The organism is Dactylosporangium fulvum, assembly GCF_025137375.1.
Classification (GTDB): Bacteria; Actinomycetota; Actinomycetes; order Mycobacteriales; family Micromonosporaceae; genus Dactylosporangium; species Dactylosporangium fulvum.
Genome location: NZ_CP073720.1, coordinates 4,671,698 through 4,689,636, shown reverse-complemented (window position 1 = coordinate 4,689,636; position 17,939 = coordinate 4,671,698). Strand labels below are relative to the sequence as shown.

Sequence of the window (17,939 nt, the reverse complement as noted above, 5' to 3'; positions counted from 1 at the left end):
CGGGGAGGAGAGAGGGGCTCGCATCATCCTGGACCCGGTGCGATTCGGGCGTAGGGTGAGGATGTCTACGCGGTCACACAACGCTGACGCGGTTTGGACCTCGGGTGCGGCGCGCCAAGGCACAGAAACCCAAAGGCGAGACACAGAAGTTTGTGACGCCATGCTGAACTTCACACACGTCATCGGGACGCGCCTGGCCCCGTACAGTGAGACGCGTACTGGTTCGTTCTGAACCGTGTAGGCATCGATGGTGCCTCTTCGGATTCCAGACCGTGCCGTCAGCGGGTGTGTCGCGACGCCTCGGCGGTCACCGCGTAGGGCCGCTCATCTCATCTCCTCGTAGGTCAGGTCCGGGAGAATGGACGCAATGAGCGTCGAGTCGATGTTGTTTTTCGTGCTTGCCGCCGTCGCTGTGGTCGTATTGGTGCGGTGGGTCGCAAACCGGACCGGCTTGCCGGCTGCGGCGCTTCTGTCGATCATCGGCATCTGTTACGCCCTGTTGCCGGGACCCGATGTCGTCCTTCCCCCCGACATCATTTTGGCGTTCGTCCTGCCACCGCTGCTGTACAGCGCCGCCCTGGACTCGTCGCTGCTCGCGATCCGCCGCAACCTCCGTACCGTGGTGAGCCTGTCGGTGCTGTTGGTCTTCCTCAATGCGGTGATGATCGGCATCGGCTTCCAATGGTTCGTCGCGGGAGCGACCCTGGCCACCGGTATCGCGATCGGAGCAGCGGTCGCACCGCCCGATCCGGTGGCCGCGCTCGCAGTCGGGCGCAAGGTCGGCCTACCACCCAGAGTTCTCACGCTCATCCAGGGCGAAGGGTTGCTCAACGACGCTACGGCGCTCACGATCCTCAGCGTGGCCGTCGCCTCAGCCACCGGTGGCGGTTTCTCGGCGCCGTCCGCGCTCGGTCAGTTCTTGATCGCCGCGGCTGGTGGCGTCGCGGCCGGAGCGCTGGTCGCCTATGGTGTCCGGCTGTTGACGCGACCTCTGGGCGGCGACCCGTTGATGGCGAACGCCGTCTCCCTGGCCACCCCGTTCGGGGCCTACCTGCTCGGCGAAAAAGTTCATGTCTCGGGTGTGCTCGCGGTGGTCGTCGCGGGGCTGATTGTCGGGCACCACCGGCCACGGTCGGCCTCGGGCGCGAGCCGACTGCAGACGAGCGCGGTCTGGCGGCTGGTCGAATTCCTGCTCGAAGGCTTCGTGTTCCTGCTGATCGGGCAGCAGTTGCCCGAGATCGTGCGTGGACTCGCGCGGTACGACCCGGCCACGATTGTCATCGCGGTTACGATCACCGTCGGTGTGGTATTGCTGCTGCGCCCGGTGTGGCTGGTGCTGACCCAGTCGCTGCCCCGATCGCTGCACACATGGCTGGGTGGCCAGACTTTCGACGACGACCGCGCTGGGGCTGACAAGACGCGGGTGGCACCGTCACACGATCGCGTATCCCAGCGGCTCACGGGCCGCGACATCGTAGCCCTCAGTTGGTCCGGCACCCGAGGCGTGATCAGCCTCGCGGCGATCTCCACCCTGCCGTTGGTCACCGCCAACGGCGCTCCGTTCCCGAACCGCGATCTGCTGCTGTTCTGCACGTTTGTCGTCGTACTGATCACGCTGGTGGGTCAAGGTCTCACCTTCGCACCGCTTGTCCGGGCGCTCGGCCTGCGCGCCGACGAGGTCGACCAGGCGCGGCTACGCAACGAGGCACGCTCAGCCGCTGTCGAGGCTGCCATGGCCAGGCTCGACGAGTTGGCGGCTCAACCGCACGACGACGTCGAGACCCACGCGATCGAGACGATGCGCGGACAACTCCGCGGCCAGTTGACTCATTATCAGGATCGACGAGATCAGCTGAGCAGCACCGACCTGGTCCACGTGCCGGTGTCGCCGCGACACGAAGCCGCGTTGTACGTCCGCCGGGAGGTCATCGATGCCCAACGGGAGGAACTGGTGCAGTGGCGTGACGCCGGCAGACTGCCGGATGAGGGCCTCCGCGTGCTTGAACGGGAACTCGATCACGAGGAAGGGCTGCTGCCCACGAGGCCATCGCGCTGAGTCCGGCGCGCAGGACGCGCACCCGGCCGCGGTGCGACCGCGCCATTCCGGTAGCGGATGACCGCAGTGCTTGCGCTACACGCCCGAAAAGGCTCGAGCAGCGAGCCCTCTGATCTGTAGGAGCTGCCAGCGGCCGTGACGTGCTAGTGTTGGCGACGCCGATGAATCTCCGAGATCCGGCGTCATATCCTGGTCGGCCCTAAGTCCCGCCTCAGCGGTGGCCGCCTGTGGATTCGTTCGCCCCGCTACACACGCTAGCCGGTGGGCGCCCTTCATCGCGTGGGGTCGCCAGTGCTCCCGAGCGAAGGCGGCCAATGACCCGGAAGGTTCAGTAGATGGCCGGCAGCTATGGTTTCTTGAGCACCCATCCACCGACGCAGTGCGGACTGGCCACGTTCAACTCCGCTTTGGCCGCTCACCTGACCTCGGACGACTCGCCGGGTGGCGTCGTGAGGGTCGATGTGGGCGGTGACGACGCCGGCCAGGGCATGCGTCCCGGAGCATCCGTTCCGCCCGTCGTCCACACGTGGTCGACGCCGGGTATCGCCGGCTGGCAGGCCGCGGCCGCGGCCCTCGACCGCTTCGACACCGTGATCGTGCAACACGAGTACGGCATCTATCCGGGGCCTGACGGCGGCGATGTCGTGCCGCTGCTGCGTCGGCTGCGAGCACCCAGCATCGTGGTCCTTCATACCGTTCTTGCCCATCCCTCGGCCGGGCAGAAGCGTGTGCTGGAACAGCTTGTGGCCGCGGCCGGTGCGGTGGTGACCATGACCGGCACCGCTCGTGACCGGCTCCTTGTCGGATACGCGGTGGACGCCGCCAAGGTAAGTGTCATCCCGCACGGCGCCGCCGACCATGCTGGCACGCTCGCCGAGCCGCGCCCGCGCCCGCGCCCGCACCTGCTCACCTGGGGGTTGCTCGGTCCGGGCAAAGGCATCGAGTGGGCGCTGCGGGCGGTGGCCCGTCTGCGGGATCTCCGGCCGGCTGTGACCTACACCGTCGCCGGCCGGACCCATCCGAAAGTCCGCGAGCGGCACGGTGAGGCTTACCGGACCCGTCTGCAGCGGCTCGGGACGCTACTGGGAATCTCCGAGGTCGTGGACTACCTGCCGGTGTACCACGACGAGGCCGCTCTGGGTCGCCTTATCCGCTCCGCCGACGTCGTCGTGTTGCCGTACGACTCCTCCGAACAGGTCACCTCCGGCGTCCTCACCGAGGCGGTGGCCGCCGGCGTTCCCGTCGTCGCGACGCCCTTCCCGCACGCCGTCGAACTGCTCACCAACGGCCCCGGGCTGCTCGTGCCCCACCGCGATCCGGCGGCGCTGGCGGCCGGCATCCGACGGGTTCTCACCGATCCGGGCGGCCTCGCTCTCAGCGGCCACGCTCGGCCGCCGACGCTGCTGTGGCCCGCGGTCGCGGCCCGCTACGAAACGCTCGCCGAACGGCTCCGGAGCGCCGGCAGTCCGGTCGCCGCCACGGCGGCGCGGGCGTGACCGTGCCGATAGCCAGCAAGGCCGTGCCCGCCCCCAGCTTCGCACATCTGGCCCGGTTGACCGACGACACCGGGCTGTTCGAGCACGCACGGCACGCCATCCCTCGCCGCCAGCACGGCTACTGCACCGACGACGTGGCCCGCGGACTCGTCGTCACCAGCCGGGAAGCCGACCCCTCCGACACCGTGCTGCGGCTCGCGGAGTGTTACCTGGCGTTTCTCACCCACGCACAGGACGGCAGCGGTGCCTTCCACAACCGGCTCTCCCACGACCGGCGCTGGACCGACGAGCCCGGGCTCGGCGACTGGTGGGGGCGCGCGCTGTGGGGCCTGGGCACCGCAGCGGCCCGCAGCCCGGCACCCTGGATCCGCGTCGAGGCGTTGACGGCGTTCACCGTCGCCGCGAGCCGCCGGTCCACCGCACTGCGCGCCATGACGTTCGCGGGCCTCGGCGCAGCCGAGGTCCTGCGTGGCGACCCGGACAACACCGTCGCCGGCGCACTGCTGTCCGATGCCGCCGACGCCGTCGGCATGCCCGGTGACAGCCCGGACTGGCCCTGGCCACAGCCGCGTCTCACCTACGCCAATGCGGCGCTTGCGGAGGTTGTCGTCGCGGCCGGCTCCCTCCGCGGCGACGAGCGAAGACTCGTGGCCGGCCTACGGATGCTGACCTGGCTGCGGGACATCCAGCTCACCGAAGGCCGGCTCTCGGTCATTGCCGTTGGCGGCTGGCAGCCCGCAGCGCCGCGCGCCCGGCACGACCAGCAGCCGATCGAGGTCGCCGCCTTCGCCGACGCTTGCGCGACCGCTGCCTCCGTCACCGGCCAACCCGACTGGGACACCAACGTGCGTCAGGCCGTCGCCTGGTTCTTGGGAGAGAACGACGGAGGTACCGCGATGTGGGATCCCACCACCGGCGGCGGATACGACGGCCTGACCCCACACGGACCCAACCTCAACCAGGGCGCCGAATCCACCCTGGCCTTCATCAGCACCCTGCAACACGCCCGGTCGCCGAACCGACCGGCAGCGATGCGCGGGCGCGTTCCTGTGAGCGTTTGATCTCCGCCTCGGCTTCGGCCCGGTCGGCCCAGGTCCGGCGGCCGACGTCGATGCTCTTGCCCGGCTCAAGGTCCTTGTAGATCTGGAAGAAGTGTTCGATCTCCAGCTTGTAGAAGTGTTCCAGATCCGTGATGTCGCCCAGGTGCCCGAGGCGAGGGTCAGCCGTGGGCACGCACAGCACCTTCGGGTCGGGTCCCTTCTCGTCGTGCATGCGGAACATGCCAATGGCCCGGCAACGGATGAGGCAGCCGGGAAAGGTCGGTTCCTGCACCATGACCAGTGCGTCGAGCGGGTCGGTGTCCTCGCCGAGCGTGTGTTCGATGAAGCCGTAGTCGGCTGGGTACTGGGTCGCGGTGAAGAGGGTGCGGTCCAGCCGGATCCGACCGGTCTGGTGATCCATCTCGTACTTGTTGCGCGTTCCCTTGGGGATCTCGATGATGACGTCGAACTCCATGGCCGATGCTCCGTCCTTCGGGCGACATCACGGGGATTTCACCGGCGCTGACGCAAGCCGACCGAACTCCCACTGCACGGGAGACCGCTATTGCAAAGCTACACGGCTGAAGTGACACGTGGGCCGTCCGCGTTCCGCGACCGCGGGCGGCCGATTCGCCGCCTGGGCCACAGCGGATCCGGGCGGGGCCTGGCCCCGAGTTCGTCTCCTACGCGGAGTCGGCGGGCCGGGACTCGGGCCCAGGGAGTGCGAGGCGGAGGATGCGCCTCCAGACGCTCGCGGTCTGGTGGATGAGGGAGCCGGTGTTGTATCGCAGCCCATATCGTTCGCAGAGGTCACGGACTCGTGGAGCGATCTCGGCGTACCGGTTGCTGGGCAGGTCGGGGAACAGATGGTGTTCGATCTGGTGGCTGAGGTTGCCGGCCATGATGTGGAAGAGCGGACCACCGTCGATGTTGGAGGAGCCGAGCAGTTGGCGCAGGTACCACTCGCCGCGCGTCTCGCCTTCGAGTTGCTGCTCGGTGAAGATCTCGGACCCCTCCGGGAAGTGACCGCAGAAGATGATCGTGTGTGACCACAGGTTCCGGGCAATGTTCGCGGTGAGGTTGCCGAGCAGGGCGGGCAGGAAGGACGGCCCGGCGAGCAGTGGGAATGCGATGTAGTCCTTGACCACTTGGCGGCCGGCCTTGCGCAGGACGCCGCGCAGTTGGGTGAGCGCGTCGCGCCAGCTCTTCTCGCCACGCCAGGCGCGTTCGAGCTCGACGTCGTAGATGGCGATGCCCCACTCGAAGAAGACAGCCAGCATCGTGTTGTAGATCGGTTGGGTGAGGTAGATCGAATGCCATTGCTGCTCGGGGCTGACCCGCAGGGCGCTGTAGCCGATGTCGCGGTCCTTGCCCAGCACGTTGGTGTAGGTGTGGTGGACGACGTTGTGGGAGTGCTTCCACATGTCGGCGGGCGTGGCGGAATCCCATTCCCAGGTGGTGGAGTGGATGGCGGGGTCGCGCATCCAGTCCCATTGCCCGTGCAGCACGTTGTGGCCGATCTCCATGTTCTCAAGGATCTTGGAGATGGCCAGGCAGGTGGTGCCGGCCAGCCAGGCCGGCGGCAGGATGGAGATCGACAGTAGCGTCCGGCCACCGACCTCCAGACTGCGCTGGACGGCGATGATCCGGCGGATGTAGCGCGCGTCGTCGTCGCCACGGCCTGCGATGATCTCGTCACGGATCTGGTCCAGCTCGCGGCCGATCTCCTTGATGTCGACCTCGGTGAGGTGTGCAGTGGCACTCATGTGTTCGCTTCCTACCGTTCGACTTCGACGGTGCCGACCGCGGCCGACACGCAGGTCTGAATGAGTTCCCCCTCGTCGCCGTGCTCCCGACCGCTGCGCAGGTCACGCACCCGGCCCGAGCGCAGCCGCGTCACGCAGCTGTAGCAGATCCCCATGCGGCACCCGCTGGGCATGAGGACGCCTGCGTTCTCACCGACGGCGAGCAGCGGAGTGTCGCCATCGGCATCGATCTCCACCCCGCTCGCAACGAAACGGACCCGCCCACGAGTGCCGCCGCCGGACACCATCGTGGGGCGGAAGCGTTCGACGTGCAGCCGGTCGGCGATCCCGGCGCACCACCAGTGCCGCTCGGCGTCATCAACCATCTCGCCAGGCCCGCACACCCAGGCGGGCCGCTCGGACCAGTCCGGGCAGATGTCGGACAGTTGCGCCATGGTGAACCGGCCACGGTCGTGGCGGCCGCCGACGCGGGTATGCCGCTCGTAGAGCCGCAGGCTCGAAAACCGCGCGGCCAGCATCCGTAGTTCCGCGCCGAAGATGGCGTCCTCGGGCGTCGGCGCGGAGTGCACCAGCACCACGTCCGGCATCTCACCGCGTGCGGCCAGGCTGCGCAGCATCCCCGCCACCGGCGTGATCCCACTCCCCGCCGTAACAAACAGCAGCCGTGGCGGAAGCACCTCCGGCAACACGAACCCGCCCTGAGCCGACGCAAGATGAACGATCGCTCCCGGCGTCAGCCGGCGCACCAGGTACGGCGAGACGAGTCCCTCCCGAGCCGCCTTGACGGTGACCGTGACGCACCCGTCCAGCCGCTCCGGCGGTGACGAGAGTGAGTAACTGCGCCAGTGACGTGTGCCGTCGATGTCGACGCCGACCCGGACATACTGACCAGCACGATGGCCCGTCCAGCCGCGCCCGGGACGAATTACCAGGCTTGCGGCGTCCATAGTCTCCGGTAGCACCGCCTCGACGCGACCACGCAACTCCCGCGACGACCAGAGCGGATTGATCAACCCGAGGTAGTCGTCGGGTGACAGCGGCGTCGTGAGCCAGGTCAGGGCATCAACAAGGCGCAGGCCAAGGCTCTGCCCGTGGTTGGTTTCGCTCACATCGACATCGGCTGTACTGATATCGGCGGAACGGTCATCCGGTGCACCTCCCTCTTCGGCCGGTCTGCCTACCCTTGAGCCGCTGACGCCTAACCTGGATCGTTCGTGACACGGTGTGGTCCTCAGGGCTAATTCGTCCCGGATCGGGCCGACCCGGGCCACGTATTCCGAGCGTCCAGGATTCGGCGTCATCCAGACGGGCCATGACGGTCGGCTTTCTGCACCTGTCTCCGAACACCGTGAAGCGCCACGTCGCGTCGATCTTGGGCCTGGGCGCCGCCACTGGACCTCGCGTCAGCCGCGGAGCCGGTCGGCGGAGATGCCGAACATTTCGTGGGCGACACCGAAGCCCAGGTCGTCGACCAGTCGGCGCTTCCAGGGCCGCTGCACGATGGCGTGGGTGAGGCGCCGGGCCGAGCGTGGGCTTCTCATGATGCTCTCGGCGATCTCCCAGGCCCGCGGTAGCAGCTGGTCGGCCGGCAGCACCTCGTTGACCAGGCCGAGGTCCAGCGCCTGGTGTGCCCCGATCGGCTCGCCGGTGTAGAGGTGGTACGCGGCCCGCTTGGTGCCGATCAGTTCCTGCAGCGTCAGCTGTTGGCCGTCTCCCGGGGCGACCCCGGCGGGCAAGTGGGGATCAATGATGGTGGCGGTCTCGGCGGCCAGGGTGATGTCGCATAGCAGCGCGAACTCGGTGTGCGCGATGCTCGGTCCGTTGATCGCGGCGATCGTCGGGATGTCGATCCCGAAGACGAAGTTCTCCAGCAGCTTGACCGCGTCGTAGTAGGTGTGTTCGTAGGCGAAGTCCTTCGGGCGTGCCTCGCGCATCAGCTTGCGGGTCTCCTCGCCCGCGTCGCCGCTGCCCTCGCTGCCGCTGGCCTGAGCGGGGGCGGATGGCAGGGCGAGCCAGTGGTCACCGGTTCCGGTGAGGATCAGCACCTCGTTGTCCGGGTCGTTGCCGATCTCCTGCCAGGCCTGGCCCCAAGCGTTGTGCACCGCGAAATTGAACTGGGCGGGTCCGTCGTCCGTGTGCATCCGCAGCTCGATGATGCCGTCACGGCGTCGCATCGCGAAGTAGTCGGCGTACTTCTCGGCGTACTTCTCGAAGCGGGGGCGCGGGACGTAGCCGCCCGAACGGGCGTGCCACTCGTCGAGTTCCTTGGGCATGGTGGCCACCTTCGATGGCAGAGTCACGGGAGTAAGCTCCGAGGATGAACCGGAGCGCTGCTCCGAATATACAGAGCACTGCTCCGGTTGGCAATTTCTGTTGATGTTGGAGGATGTCGAGGTGATGGACGCGACCGCCAAGCCCGCCGGGGACTCAATGCGCAGTGACGCCCGGCGCAACTACGACCAGCTGATCGCCGCCGCCCGGGCCATCTTCACCGAGCAGGGGACCGACGCCTCACTACGGGAGGTTGCCCGCCACGCCGGGGTGGGCATCGGTACGCTGTACCGGCATTTCCCCACCCGGGAGGCGCTGCTGGAGGCGCTGCTCGGACAGGGCTTCGAAGCGCTGCGCGCCGAGGCGGCGGAGTTGCTCGACGCACCCGACCCCGGCAATGCGCTGGCCACCTGGTTGCGCCGATTGGGGATCGCCTCAACTCGGTACGAAGGTCTCCCCGCCTCGGTCATGGAGGCGCTGCATGACCCAGGGTCGCGCCTGCACGCCTCATGCGAGGGCCTCCGTACTGCGGCGACCGACCTGCTGGCACGGGCCCAGCGGGCCGGCCAGGTACGCCGCGACCTGAACGCGGGCGAACTGCTGGCCATCGCCAACGCGATGGCCTGGGCGGCCAGGCAGGCGTTCGGGTCGGCCGACCTCACCGACCGTTACCTGACCCTGATGATGGAGGGCCTGCTGGCCAGGGATGGCGCGGCCACTGCGGCCAGCGGCACGCGGGGGCACTTCAGAGGTTGAAAGGTCCCAGGTCACGGTGGTTCCACCGGACCCACCGCGATCGGCGCCCAACAAGGCTCGGGACTTCGGGCTGGCAGCCATAGCCGCGACGTCGGCATCACATTCCAGGAACTGGGCGGCAGTTGGCCAACTACGCCGGAGATTGGCCTGTACCGGGGAACGCCATCCCCACGCCGTGGGCGACCACGGGGTCGGGCCGGTCGACCGGTCGGTCGGTCACCCGGCGCCTCACCCGGTGGTCACCGGTGACCGGCATAAGGTGGGCGCCGATACGTCCGGTCGGCAAAAGGACCGCTGATGGAGGCATACCAGGAGGCCGACTTCCTTGCCGCGCTGAGCCGCCTCATGCTGTGCGCGGACGATCTGCGGTTGGTGCTGCCGGAGGTTTCGCGCCGCCTGGCGCAGGAGCTGCGGCTGCCGTTCGCCGCGATCAAGTTCGACAGCGTCCCGGGCGACGAGCGCTGGGTTGCGTTGCCGCTGCGGTACTGCTCGCAGCCCGGCACTCTCCTCGTTCCTGCCGACCTGCCCGGGCCGACCATGCAGCGCCTCCGCGAGCGCGTGGTGCCCCAACTGGAGACGTTGCTGACAGTCGCGACCGAGTACAAGGCGATGGCCGAGTCCCTGCGGACGAGCCGCGACGAACTGCACAACCTCACGACGGAACAGGCGGGTCTGCGACGGGTGGCGGTGCTCGTCGCGTCCGGTGCGCCGCCAGCCGATGTGCTCGCTGGGGTCGTCGCCGAGGCCGCCGCGCTGCTAGACGCGGACGCCACCAGGCTGATGCGCTATGAGTCCGCTGGCACCGTCACCGTCCTCGCCGGGTACGGCAAACCCGGCACCGAGACCTGGCTGGGTCGGCGACTCCAGGTCGAAGGCGACGTCACGGAGCCGGTGCTGCGTGCCTCCCGCCCGGCCAGGGTCGACAGCTATGACGATCGTCCCGGTGCCTTCGCCGACCTGGCGCGCCGCGAAGGCTTCAACTCGTCGGTCGCCGCGCCGATCACGGTGGGTGGCCGCCTGTGGGGCTCCCTGGTGGTGCTGTGGTCCCGCTGGGAGCCACCACCACCCGGCGCCGAGGAGCGGCTGGCACAGTTCGCCGAGGGCGTGGCCACCGCGGTGGCGAACATCGAGAGCGGCGCGTCACGTGCCCGGATCGTCCGCGGCGTCGAGGAGGGCCGCCGCCGCTTCGAACACGGCGTCCACGACGTTGTCCAGCAGCGTCTGGTGTCGCTCGGCCTGGAGCTTCGTGCGGCGGAGGCGATGGTGCCGGACGAACTCGACGAACTCAAGGCGCGGCTCTGCCGTACGACCGAAGGCCTGACGAACGTCTTCACGGTGCTGCAAGAGATCACACGCGGCATCCACCCGGCCATCCTCACCCAGGCCGGGCTCATGCCTGCGCTCAAGGCGCTCGCGCGACGCTCGACCGTCCCGGTAACGGTCAGCCCGGGTCCCGAGCGCCGGCTGCCCCGCAGCGTCGAGGTGGCCGCGTACGACGCCGTATGCGAGGTGCTCGCGAACGCGGCCGAGGACGCGCACGCTTCCTCGATCAACGTCGACGTCGACATCACCGTCGACCGCGCGGCCGGGCGCGAACTCCTCGCGGTCTCGGTCCGCGACGACGGTGTCGGGGAAGCCGACCTGGCCCTCGGCACGGAGCTCGTAGACCTCACCGACTGGGTGGAGGCACACGGCGGACGCCTGCAGATCTCACGTCCGGCAGGTCGGGCGACGTCACTGTGCATCATGTTCCCGACCGACATCGACTCCGGACGGTTTGACGCTGCGCTGCCAGATGTCGATGAGTGAGCGGTTGCAGCGGTTCGCCAAGAGCGATGAAGTCCCACCGTTTGAGTGTCGAATGTAGACGGTGCTGGTTGTAGTAGATGAGGCGCCGCATGAGGCCAGGCGCCTACGTATGGCGCGAGCTTTCGGCGGGGATCGTCCTGGCGGGCTTGCTCACGACAGATGGAGGGCGAGATTCGCCGGACCCCCAGAGCCGTCGTCGTTCAACGCCGAATCGCTGCAGTTGTTGGGCCTCGGCGCTGAAGTTAGTTGATCAGGCCGCCGCTGGGGTGATGTCGTGGGTGGGGTGCGGGGGTCTTCGGCTGGGCCGGATTCTTCTCACCCTTTCCGGCGCTTTGGTCGCCGCTCTGGGAGATCACCAGCGCCGACGACCTGGTTCGCCGACCTGTCCGGGCCTGTCGTGAGCCCGGGCGGATTCGTCGTGCGCGCAGTTCACTCGCACCCGCGTTTGACACATCCGGCAATCCGCGCAAGTCTGGGCTGGTAGGGCTGGCCGCCATCACATCCGCGGCCCCGCACGGCGGGCTTGCTGCACAGCCGCGGCGCTGTGCCTCGCATTGCTGCCAAATCTGGAGGAGCGACTTTTGTCATGGTTTTGCTGACCGACAACGCAGTGATAGCCATCCAGAGCCTCACCGCCCAGCCTGGTGCACCGGAGGGCGGCGGCCTGCGCATCGCCGCCGACGAAACCCGCGGGTCGCTGCGGCTGAGCCTGGCGCCCAGCCCGGCACAGGGCGACGCGGTCGTGGAGGCGTCCGGCGCCCGGCTGTTCCTGGACCAGACGGCCACCGAGGTGCTCGACGACAAGACGCTGGACGCCGGTGCCGACAACGAGGGGCAGATCGAGTTCACCGTAATGTAGCCGTCCGGCTGACCGGCGACACCGCCGGTTCGTTCCGCTTGAAAGCTTCCTGAGGACCGTGGTCTTGGCGTCGGGCCGACGCGTCGGAGCTGTTTGGCTCAGCCATGTGGATGATCGGTGTTATCAACCCAGTTCGCCGTCGTCTTCCTGGAAGGTTCCCGTGGGGCCATCGGGGCCAATGGTGGCCATGCGGACGATGTTGCGTGCGCTGATCTCGACCGGGCGGCCACGGCTGTTGTCGTGGCCACCGAGCTCGGTTGCGATGTAGCCCTGTGGGGAGCTATAACTCCAGCATGCTCGTTGAGCAGGGAAAAGTGGTGACTTTCACTGCTATCCCTGGAGAGTGATCAACGGCGGGGATACCTCGTGTTCTGCCGGATCTGGCCCTCCTCGCCCATAGCCGCGCGAGCCTGCACGCAGAACTGCTGGTGCTACGGCGGACCAACCCGAAACCGCGGTCAGACCGGTCCGACCGGATCCTGCCGGCCGGGTTGATCCACCGACTGCTGGCCCCGCTGCGTCGGCATCGGCTGGTCACCCAGCGACGGTGCTGGCCCGGCACCGCCGCCTAATCGACCGGTCGTCGGTGAGCGCCACCTGCGCCACGTCCTCGGCCGGCACGTGCGGCATTACAACGGCTGGCGCCCACATAGCTCCCTCGAACTGCCCCCGCCCCGTACCCAGCGTCCCGTCGTCGATCTCACTCAGCAGCGGATCACCCGTCAGCTGGTTCTCGAAGGCCTGATCAGTGAATACGAGCGAGCCGCGTAAAGCTGCAGCTCAGCGCACTCAACGACATTCTGGACTCCCACAGGCCAGAATCTACTCGCGGAAGGTTTGCGGCGCCGAGAGCGCGTGATGGCTCGATACAACAGCGGACTCCGACGCTTACCGAGTGTCAGACGACTCGAACGTTCTCCCCTTGGGGGCCCTTCTGGCCCTGTGTCACATCGAACTCGACCTTCTGACCCTCGTTGAGCTCACGATAGCCACCGCTCGCGATAGCCGAGTAGTGCACGAAGACGTCAGGGCCTCCGTCATCCTGCTGGATGAAGCCGAAGCCCTTTTCCGAGTTGAACCATTTCACAGTACCGCGTGCCACGCGTTCCTCCTGGATATTGGTGGCCCTACCCAACATTGGTGCGGGCAGACGTACCCTACTGGTGACGACAGAAACCTGCAGGCGGCTGTTGGGTGACATGGCTGGTCAACAATGGCAGAAGACCGGGATCCGCCCCGTTCATCCGTCATGCTTCATCAATGATGAGTCGGGTTGGGCAGGCGTTGGCCGAGCTACGCCATGAGGTGACGACGCCAGGCACCGGCCTGGACCGGCTCCGCCTCGTCGAGGTGCCCTTCGTACCCGAAGTGCGGCTATATCTGGCTGAGGACGCCATCGTGTGGTGGGCCAGGATGGAAGCGCAGGCCGGCGTGAGGCTACCGCCTCCGTTCTGGTCCTCCGCGTGGGCCGGCGGCAAGGCGATCGCCCGATATGTCCTGGACCATCCGGCGGTAGTCGCCGGCCGGCGGGTCCTGGATCTGGCTGCCGGCTCCGGGTTGGTCGGCATCGCGGCAGGAAAGGCTGGCGCGGCCGCTGTGACCGCAAATGACGTAGACCCATACGCTGTCGCCGCGATCACACTCAATGCGAAAGTCAACGCTGTACCCGTTACCGAATGTCTCGCGGACCTGCTCGACGGGGACGGCGGTGACGCCGAAACGGTCCTGGCTGGCGACATCTTCTACACCGGGCTCATGGCTCAGCGTGTTCTGGCCTTCCTGGAACGCGTTGCGGCGCGCGGCGCCCAGGTGCTCATCGGTGATCCATGCCGGGAACATTTGCCCCGCGACCGCATGCAGACTGTCGCTGCTTACCAGCTGCCGCTCGTGGACGCCTTCGAAGACGCCCAACTGACCCAGATGAACGTGCTGCGGCTGCGCCAATAGCCCGCACTCACCGCGTCGGTCAACACACGGCGCACGCCCAAGCAGCGACCGATGTCGATCGGCGCCGATGCCCTCCGGGGTGCCACTACCCTGCGGGGTTCCAGACGTCCTGACGGTCGTTGACCTGGGCAGACTATCGCCCACAACAGTGTTGGTCTGCGACTTCTTCCACGTGGACTGCGCGGTGAGCCTCAAGCGCTGCTACGTCTTCGTCGTCATGGAGGTCGGCAGCGGTCCGAGCCGGGTTTGAGCGGGCGCTTGAGGGTAGCCACGTCCGTGCCGGACGGCTCCGCATCCCTGCTCGAGCGTCCGGCAGTGTGTTGGTTACGGGGGGTTGGTCAGCACACAGCCGGCGGGTGGGCTTGGCGGAGCCCTGCCCGCCGGCACCTCGCGCCGCGGGGGCCGGAACGGGCCAACTGATCGGCGGCTGGCGGTTGACGTTCGTGCAGTATCCGGCAATCTGTGCCGATCAGCGCCCGGCGGCGCCCAGAACACGGTAGACAGTGGCACAGGTCGACGCGGCAACATGGGTGGCTCCCGCCGGGAGCGCCCGCCTTCCGCAGCACGGCACGTCGCCGCGTCGGCCCGAACCGGATCTACGAAGCCCCGGCCGTTACGAAGTCGCCCAGTTGCACACCGACCCGTCCCGGCGCTGGTATTCGACCATCACAACCCGCTTCCCCTCTTTGCGGTTGGTTGCCGGTACGCGAACGCGGTCACGGTCGCCTCGGTCGAGTCAGCGACGATGGTGTGCGGAGTTGCCCTTCGCTGAGGAACCAACAGCGCCGTTCAGCTTGAATCGGCGGCGGCCTGCCGGTGCGTCAGACGACCTTGTCTGTGGCACGTGGTGCGTTCCGGCCGCACACGGTGGGCTTCCGGGAGGCCACCGCGCCGTGGTCCTGAGCCATGGTCAAGGTCCGGTCGAGCGCCGAGCGTCTCCGGCAGGGTCTGAGGTGCGGGCGAGCGCCCTGGGGCCGTAGGTGACGCGTCGGACGAGCGTTTCGAACGGTCCGCGGTGGCCGGCGTGGCGCATGCGATCGGCGAGGACCACCGTCACGATCCAGGTTCCCGTTGCGAGCAGCGCCGTGCCGGCGACGCCCAGGGTGCCGGAGAGGTCGAGCAGGAAGGGCGTGAAGGCGACGGCCCAGATCACCGACTGCATCAGGTAGCAGGACATCGACCGCTGGCCCACGGCTGCGATCGCGTCGATGACCGGCCGTCGGCGGCCGTGGAGCCGGGCCGCGATCAGCGCCAGCAGGGCGGCATAACCGAAGCCGCCCAGCGTCCCGGTCGTGTCATGCAGGGAGCCCAGCAGTTCGAGCGTCGGTTGGTTCGGCGGTGTCACCACGCCGGCGAGCATCAGCGAGACCGGCTGAGCGCCGAGCACCGCGGCACTGATGCCGATCGACGCTGTGACGCCCAGAAGCATGCGGTGCCGCTCCGGGTGCTCGAGGATGCGCCGGCGGCCCACCCACAACCCCACCATGAACGGGCACATGAAGCCCAGTGGGCCGAGGGTCGCCACGAAGAGCGCCACCAGAGCTCGTTCGGCCACCATGGTGCCCGCGTCCGGCGGGAGCATTGCGGCGTCGGGGCCGGCCAGGCTGATGACGAGCGAGCCGTCGCTCGGCAGAGAGGTGAGCACGAAGAACGCGAGCGCTGTCAGCACCAGCCAGCGGTCGCGCCAGCGCACCGCCCAAGCCCCCAGGAACAGCAGCACCCCGTAGGCCGCCAGGATGTCACCGACGTAGAACAGCAGCGCGTCCAGCAGACCCACGACCACGAGTGCAGCGCTGCGCCGCCATAGCAGCCGGCGCACCGCCCGAGGTTTCGATGCCTCGTGGCGGCGGACGATCTGGGCGACGCCGTACCCGAACAGCAGCCCGAACATCGGGAACGCACGGCCGTCGACGAAGGTCGAGATCAGCCAGGTGACGGCCGCGTCGAGACCCGATCCGTTCTGCGGGTAGCCACCCATTACCGATGGGCCGGTCAGGAAGTAGTGCGAGTTGGCCAGCGCGATGAACAGCAGCATGAACCCACGCGCCAGGTCTGGCGCCAGGGCGCGGGCCGCGGGAGTAGTCGGCCCAGGCGATCGAGTGGGCGCGTCGGCTGTCATGCGGTCACCGTACGGGCCGGTGACCGGGCTCCACAGTCGCCGAAAGTAGATCCTGAAGCATGCCATCGCATCCCACAGCGGGCTTCAGCGCTCAAGCCTGCCTCGATCTTGCCCACGGTCAACGCAACAGAGCCGCCCTGATTCCCGAGACGCCGCCGTCAACCTGAAGTTGACACGTACGTGTCCGAAACGGACGGTCGGGCCGGGGACTCCTTCGCCGCGCGGTACCCCATCTCGAACCCCCATGGCGCGACCACCACGTTCCAAGGTCAACCAACACGGGGAAGATTCAGGCGCGGGGTGACGTGCTCAGGATACGGGCGAATCCCCAGCCTGTGGCGAAGAACAAGGCCATGGTAAGTGGGACACCGAGCCAGCCGGGCCAGTCGAGCACCCCGCGGACGTGCCACGAGGCAACGGTCAGGGCCATGCCCGCGACGAGCCACAGCACCGCAAGCGTCATGCGCACGAGCCCATTATTCCAGCCCACCGCAAACGTCGGCCTGTCGAGCCGTGGACGGTCGGGTGGACCGCCCACGGAGGCTGCCGCTGAGGCCTTGTCCAGGCCGTCGCCAGGCGCTCAACAATAGGTTGCAAGCTGCCGGCCAGTCCCCCGCCAGGGCTTATCACAACTCGCCGGCTCCAACGACGAGCGGCTGTCCCGCGACAATCGATCTTCCTCTTTTGTCAGTGAATCTTGCTCGTGCCGCGGTTCTGCCACTACGGTTTGCTCGTTCGTTGATCGTTTCGAGCCGATCTGTTGCATCTCAGACAACCTGGGGCATTTCTCACCAATCATGGAGCATTCACACAGATACCCCAGGATGCGCCCCGGTAGTCTCAGGGAAATCTTGGTTCGGATATCGCTACAGCACGGAGGCCATAAATGATGCGGTTAGAGCGGGGTTCGAGTCGGCTGTACGGCATGATGCTCATGCTGGCCGCGGTGGTCCTGCTCGTGGACCAGTCCACCAAGCTCTGGGCGGTCTCCGCGCTGTCCGACAGTGAGCGCGTCGCCGTGATCCCCCCTCTGATCCACTTCCGGCTGCTGTACAACGCCGGCGCCGCGTTCTCCATAGGCACCGGCGCGACATCGGTGTTCGCCCTGGCGGCGGCAGTCGCAGTGGTCGGCATCCTCTACACCGCGCGTCGGCTGGCCTCTCCCGGCTGGGCGCTCGCACTGGGCGCGCTGCTCGGCGGCGCGGTATCCCACCTGGGCGACCGGCTCTTCCGCGAGCCCGGCTTCGCCCGCGGGCACGTCGTGGACTTCATCGACTACGGCCTGTTCGTGGGTAACGTCGCCGACATCGCACTCGCCTGCGGGTGCGTCGCGATGGTGCTGCTCAGCCTGCGTGGTGTGCCGCTCGCCAAGGTGCTGGGCGAAGAGTCCGCCTAGTGCTCAGTTCCTCTTTGGGGGTGTAGATCGGTTCTGGCCGGCGGTGGGATGCTGGTGGGAGGCGATCCGTCATGCCGAAGTTGCTGTATGCGCGTGCTCCGGTGGATGCGGAAGAGGAGCGCAAGGTCCGCAAGTTAGCCGGGGCCAGGCATGCACCGGCGGACTGGGTCATGCGGGCGAGGATGATCGCGGCGAGTTGGGACGCGGTCAACCGCGCAGTCGCACGCGATAAACCCGGTGACGTCGGTGGCCATGCCCGCGACAATGACCGACGTGGATGAGGTCGAGGTCGTCGTCGCCCATCACGAACGCGCGACCCTTCGACCCCACCGCCGATGAGGACGACCTCCGGACGCACGACTATGCCCATGCGCTGGCCATCTTCGCCGCCAGCAGTGCCGGCTCCAGGTCCGATGACGCAAGC

Annotated in this window: 15 protein-coding genes; 8 read left to right on the top strand and 7 right to left on the bottom strand. The window is 67.8% G+C overall.

Annotation, left to right across the window (positions count from 1 at the left end):
• Window positions 1-367 precede the first annotated feature (367 nt).
• The 3 genes from Dfulv_RS22075 (at window position 368) to Dfulv_RS22065 (ending at window position 4,613) form a co-directional block, all read left to right on the top strand.
• Window positions 368-2,056, top strand: coding sequence for a Na+/H+ antiporter (locus tag Dfulv_RS22075; protein ID WP_259866299.1), 1,689 nt, complete (start codon window positions 368-370; stop codon window positions 2,054-2,056).
• Window positions 2,057-2,505: 449 nt separating this feature from the next.
• Window positions 2,506-3,552 (top strand): glycosyltransferase, encoded by a 1,047-nt coding sequence (locus Dfulv_RS22070; protein WP_319805817.1) that lies wholly within the window; start codon window positions 2,506-2,508, stop codon window positions 3,550-3,552.
• Complete coding sequence (locus Dfulv_RS22065) at window positions 3,549-4,613, top strand: glycosyltransferase (protein WP_259866296.1); 1,065 nt, start codon at window positions 3,549-3,551, stop codon at window positions 4,611-4,613. Before Dfulv_RS22070 ends, Dfulv_RS22065 begins: the two co-directional genes overlap by 4 nt.
• On the opposite strand, the gene Dfulv_RS22060 is transcribed toward Dfulv_RS22065, so the two are convergent.
• The 4 genes from Dfulv_RS22060 to Dfulv_RS22045 all read right to left on the bottom strand — a co-directional run bounded on the left by Dfulv_RS22060 (window position 4,540) and on the right by Dfulv_RS22045 (window position 8,631).
• The gene (locus Dfulv_RS22060; RefSeq protein WP_259866293.1) at window positions 4,540-5,067 is read right to left on the bottom strand and encodes an inorganic diphosphatase; all 528 of its coding nucleotides are present in this window, start codon (window positions 5,065-5,067) and stop codon (window positions 4,540-4,542) included. The two genes, Dfulv_RS22065 and Dfulv_RS22060, sit on opposite strands and share 74 nt — an antisense overlap.
• 208 nt (window positions 5,068-5,275) lie before the next feature.
• Window positions 5,276-6,358 (bottom strand): fatty acid desaturase family protein, encoded by a 1,083-nt coding sequence (locus Dfulv_RS22055; protein ID WP_259866291.1) that lies wholly within the window; start codon window positions 6,356-6,358, stop codon window positions 5,276-5,278.
• 11 nt (window positions 6,359-6,369) lie between these two features.
• Window positions 6,370-7,467: a ferredoxin reductase gene (locus tag Dfulv_RS22050; RefSeq protein ID WP_259866289.1), complete on the bottom strand. Its 1,098-nt coding sequence runs from the start codon at window positions 7,465-7,467 to the stop codon at window positions 6,370-6,372.
• Between the two features lie 294 nt (window positions 7,468-7,761).
• The gene (locus Dfulv_RS22045) at window positions 7,762-8,631 is read right to left on the bottom strand and encodes an enoyl-CoA hydratase/isomerase family protein (RefSeq protein ID WP_259866288.1); all 870 of its coding nucleotides are present in this window, start codon (window positions 8,629-8,631) and stop codon (window positions 7,762-7,764) included.
• 103 nt (window positions 8,632-8,734) lie between these two features.
• Between Dfulv_RS22045 and Dfulv_RS22040 the strand changes: the two genes are divergently transcribed.
• The 3 genes from Dfulv_RS22040 (at window position 8,735) to Dfulv_RS22030 (ending at window position 12,053) form a co-directional block, all read left to right on the top strand.
• Window positions 8,735-9,385: a TetR/AcrR family transcriptional regulator gene (locus Dfulv_RS22040; protein WP_259866286.1), complete on the top strand. Its 651-nt coding sequence runs from the start codon at window positions 8,735-8,737 to the stop codon at window positions 9,383-9,385.
• A gap of 297 nt (window positions 9,386-9,682) precedes the next feature.
• Window positions 9,683-11,194 (top strand): GAF domain-containing sensor histidine kinase, encoded by a 1,512-nt coding sequence (locus Dfulv_RS22035; RefSeq protein WP_259866284.1) that lies wholly within the window; start codon window positions 9,683-9,685, stop codon window positions 11,192-11,194.
• 586 nt (window positions 11,195-11,780) lie between these two features.
• Window positions 11,781-12,053, top strand: a complete 273-nt coding sequence (locus Dfulv_RS22030; protein WP_259866282.1) for an adhesin — start codon at window positions 11,781-11,783, stop codon at window positions 12,051-12,053.
• Window positions 12,054-12,951: 898 nt separating this feature from the next.
• On the opposite strand, the gene Dfulv_RS22025 is transcribed toward Dfulv_RS22030, so the two are convergent.
• Window positions 12,952-13,155 (bottom strand): cold-shock protein, encoded by a 204-nt coding sequence (locus Dfulv_RS22025; protein WP_259866280.1) that lies wholly within the window; start codon window positions 13,153-13,155, stop codon window positions 12,952-12,954.
• Between the two features lie 161 nt (window positions 13,156-13,316).
• Here Dfulv_RS22025 and Dfulv_RS22020 point away from each other — a divergent pair, with 161 nt between their 5' ends.
• A complete protein-coding gene (locus Dfulv_RS22020; RefSeq protein WP_259867829.1) occupies window positions 13,317-14,000 on the top strand; it encodes a class I SAM-dependent methyltransferase in 684 nt (227 codons plus the stop codon).
• Window positions 14,001-14,910: 910 nt separating this feature from the next.
• On the opposite strand, the gene Dfulv_RS22015 is transcribed toward Dfulv_RS22020, so the two are convergent.
• Both Dfulv_RS22015 and Dfulv_RS22010 read right to left on the bottom strand, forming a co-directional pair.
• Window positions 14,911-16,119, bottom strand: coding sequence for a DUF418 domain-containing protein (locus Dfulv_RS22015; RefSeq protein ID WP_259866279.1), 1,209 nt, complete (start codon window positions 16,117-16,119; stop codon window positions 14,911-14,913).
• Window positions 16,120-16,408: 289 nt separating this feature from the next.
• Window positions 16,409-16,588, bottom strand: coding sequence for a hypothetical protein (locus Dfulv_RS22010; protein WP_259866275.1), 180 nt, complete (start codon window positions 16,586-16,588; stop codon window positions 16,409-16,411).
• A gap of 417 nt (window positions 16,589-17,005) precedes the next feature.
• Between Dfulv_RS22010 and Dfulv_RS22005 the strand changes: the two genes are divergently transcribed.
• Window positions 17,006-17,515 carry a signal peptidase II gene (locus Dfulv_RS22005; protein ID WP_259866273.1) on the top strand — a complete coding sequence of 170 codons (510 nt, stop codon included), beginning with the start codon at window positions 17,006-17,008 and terminating at the stop codon, window positions 17,513-17,515.
• The last annotated feature ends 424 nt before the right edge of the window (window positions 17,516-17,939 follow it).

Coding starts and splice junctions, on each gene's coding strand:
- Dfulv_RS22045 (WP_259866288.1), bottom strand. CDS start 8,631: ATGCCCAAGGAACTCGACGAGTGGCACGCCCGTTCGGGCGGCTACGTC.
- Dfulv_RS22005 (WP_259866273.1), top strand. CDS start 17,006: ATGATGCGGTTAGAGCGGGGTTCGAGTCGGCTGTACGGCATGATGCTC.
- Dfulv_RS22015 (WP_259866279.1), bottom strand. CDS start 16,119: ATGACAGCCGACGCGCCCACTCGATCGCCTGGGCCGACTACTCCCGCG.
- Dfulv_RS22035 (WP_259866284.1), top strand. CDS start 9,683: ATGGAGGCATACCAGGAGGCCGACTTCCTTGCCGCGCTGAGCCGCCTC.
- Dfulv_RS22040 (WP_259866286.1), top strand. CDS start 8,735: ATGTTGGAGGATGTCGAGGTGATGGACGCGACCGCCAAGCCCGCCGGG.
- Dfulv_RS22020 (WP_259867829.1), top strand. CDS start 13,317: ATGAGTCGGGTTGGGCAGGCGTTGGCCGAGCTACGCCATGAGGTGACG.
- Dfulv_RS22060 (WP_259866293.1), bottom strand. CDS start 5,067: ATGGAGTTCGACGTCATCATCGAGATCCCCAAGGGAACGCGCAACAAG.
- Dfulv_RS22075 (WP_259866299.1), top strand. CDS start 368: ATGAGCGTCGAGTCGATGTTGTTTTTCGTGCTTGCCGCCGTCGCTGTG.
- Dfulv_RS22055 (WP_259866291.1), bottom strand. CDS start 6,358: ATGAGTGCCACTGCACACCTCACCGAGGTCGACATCAAGGAGATCGGC.
- Dfulv_RS22030 (WP_259866282.1), top strand. CDS start 11,781: ATGGTTTTGCTGACCGACAACGCAGTGATAGCCATCCAGAGCCTCACC.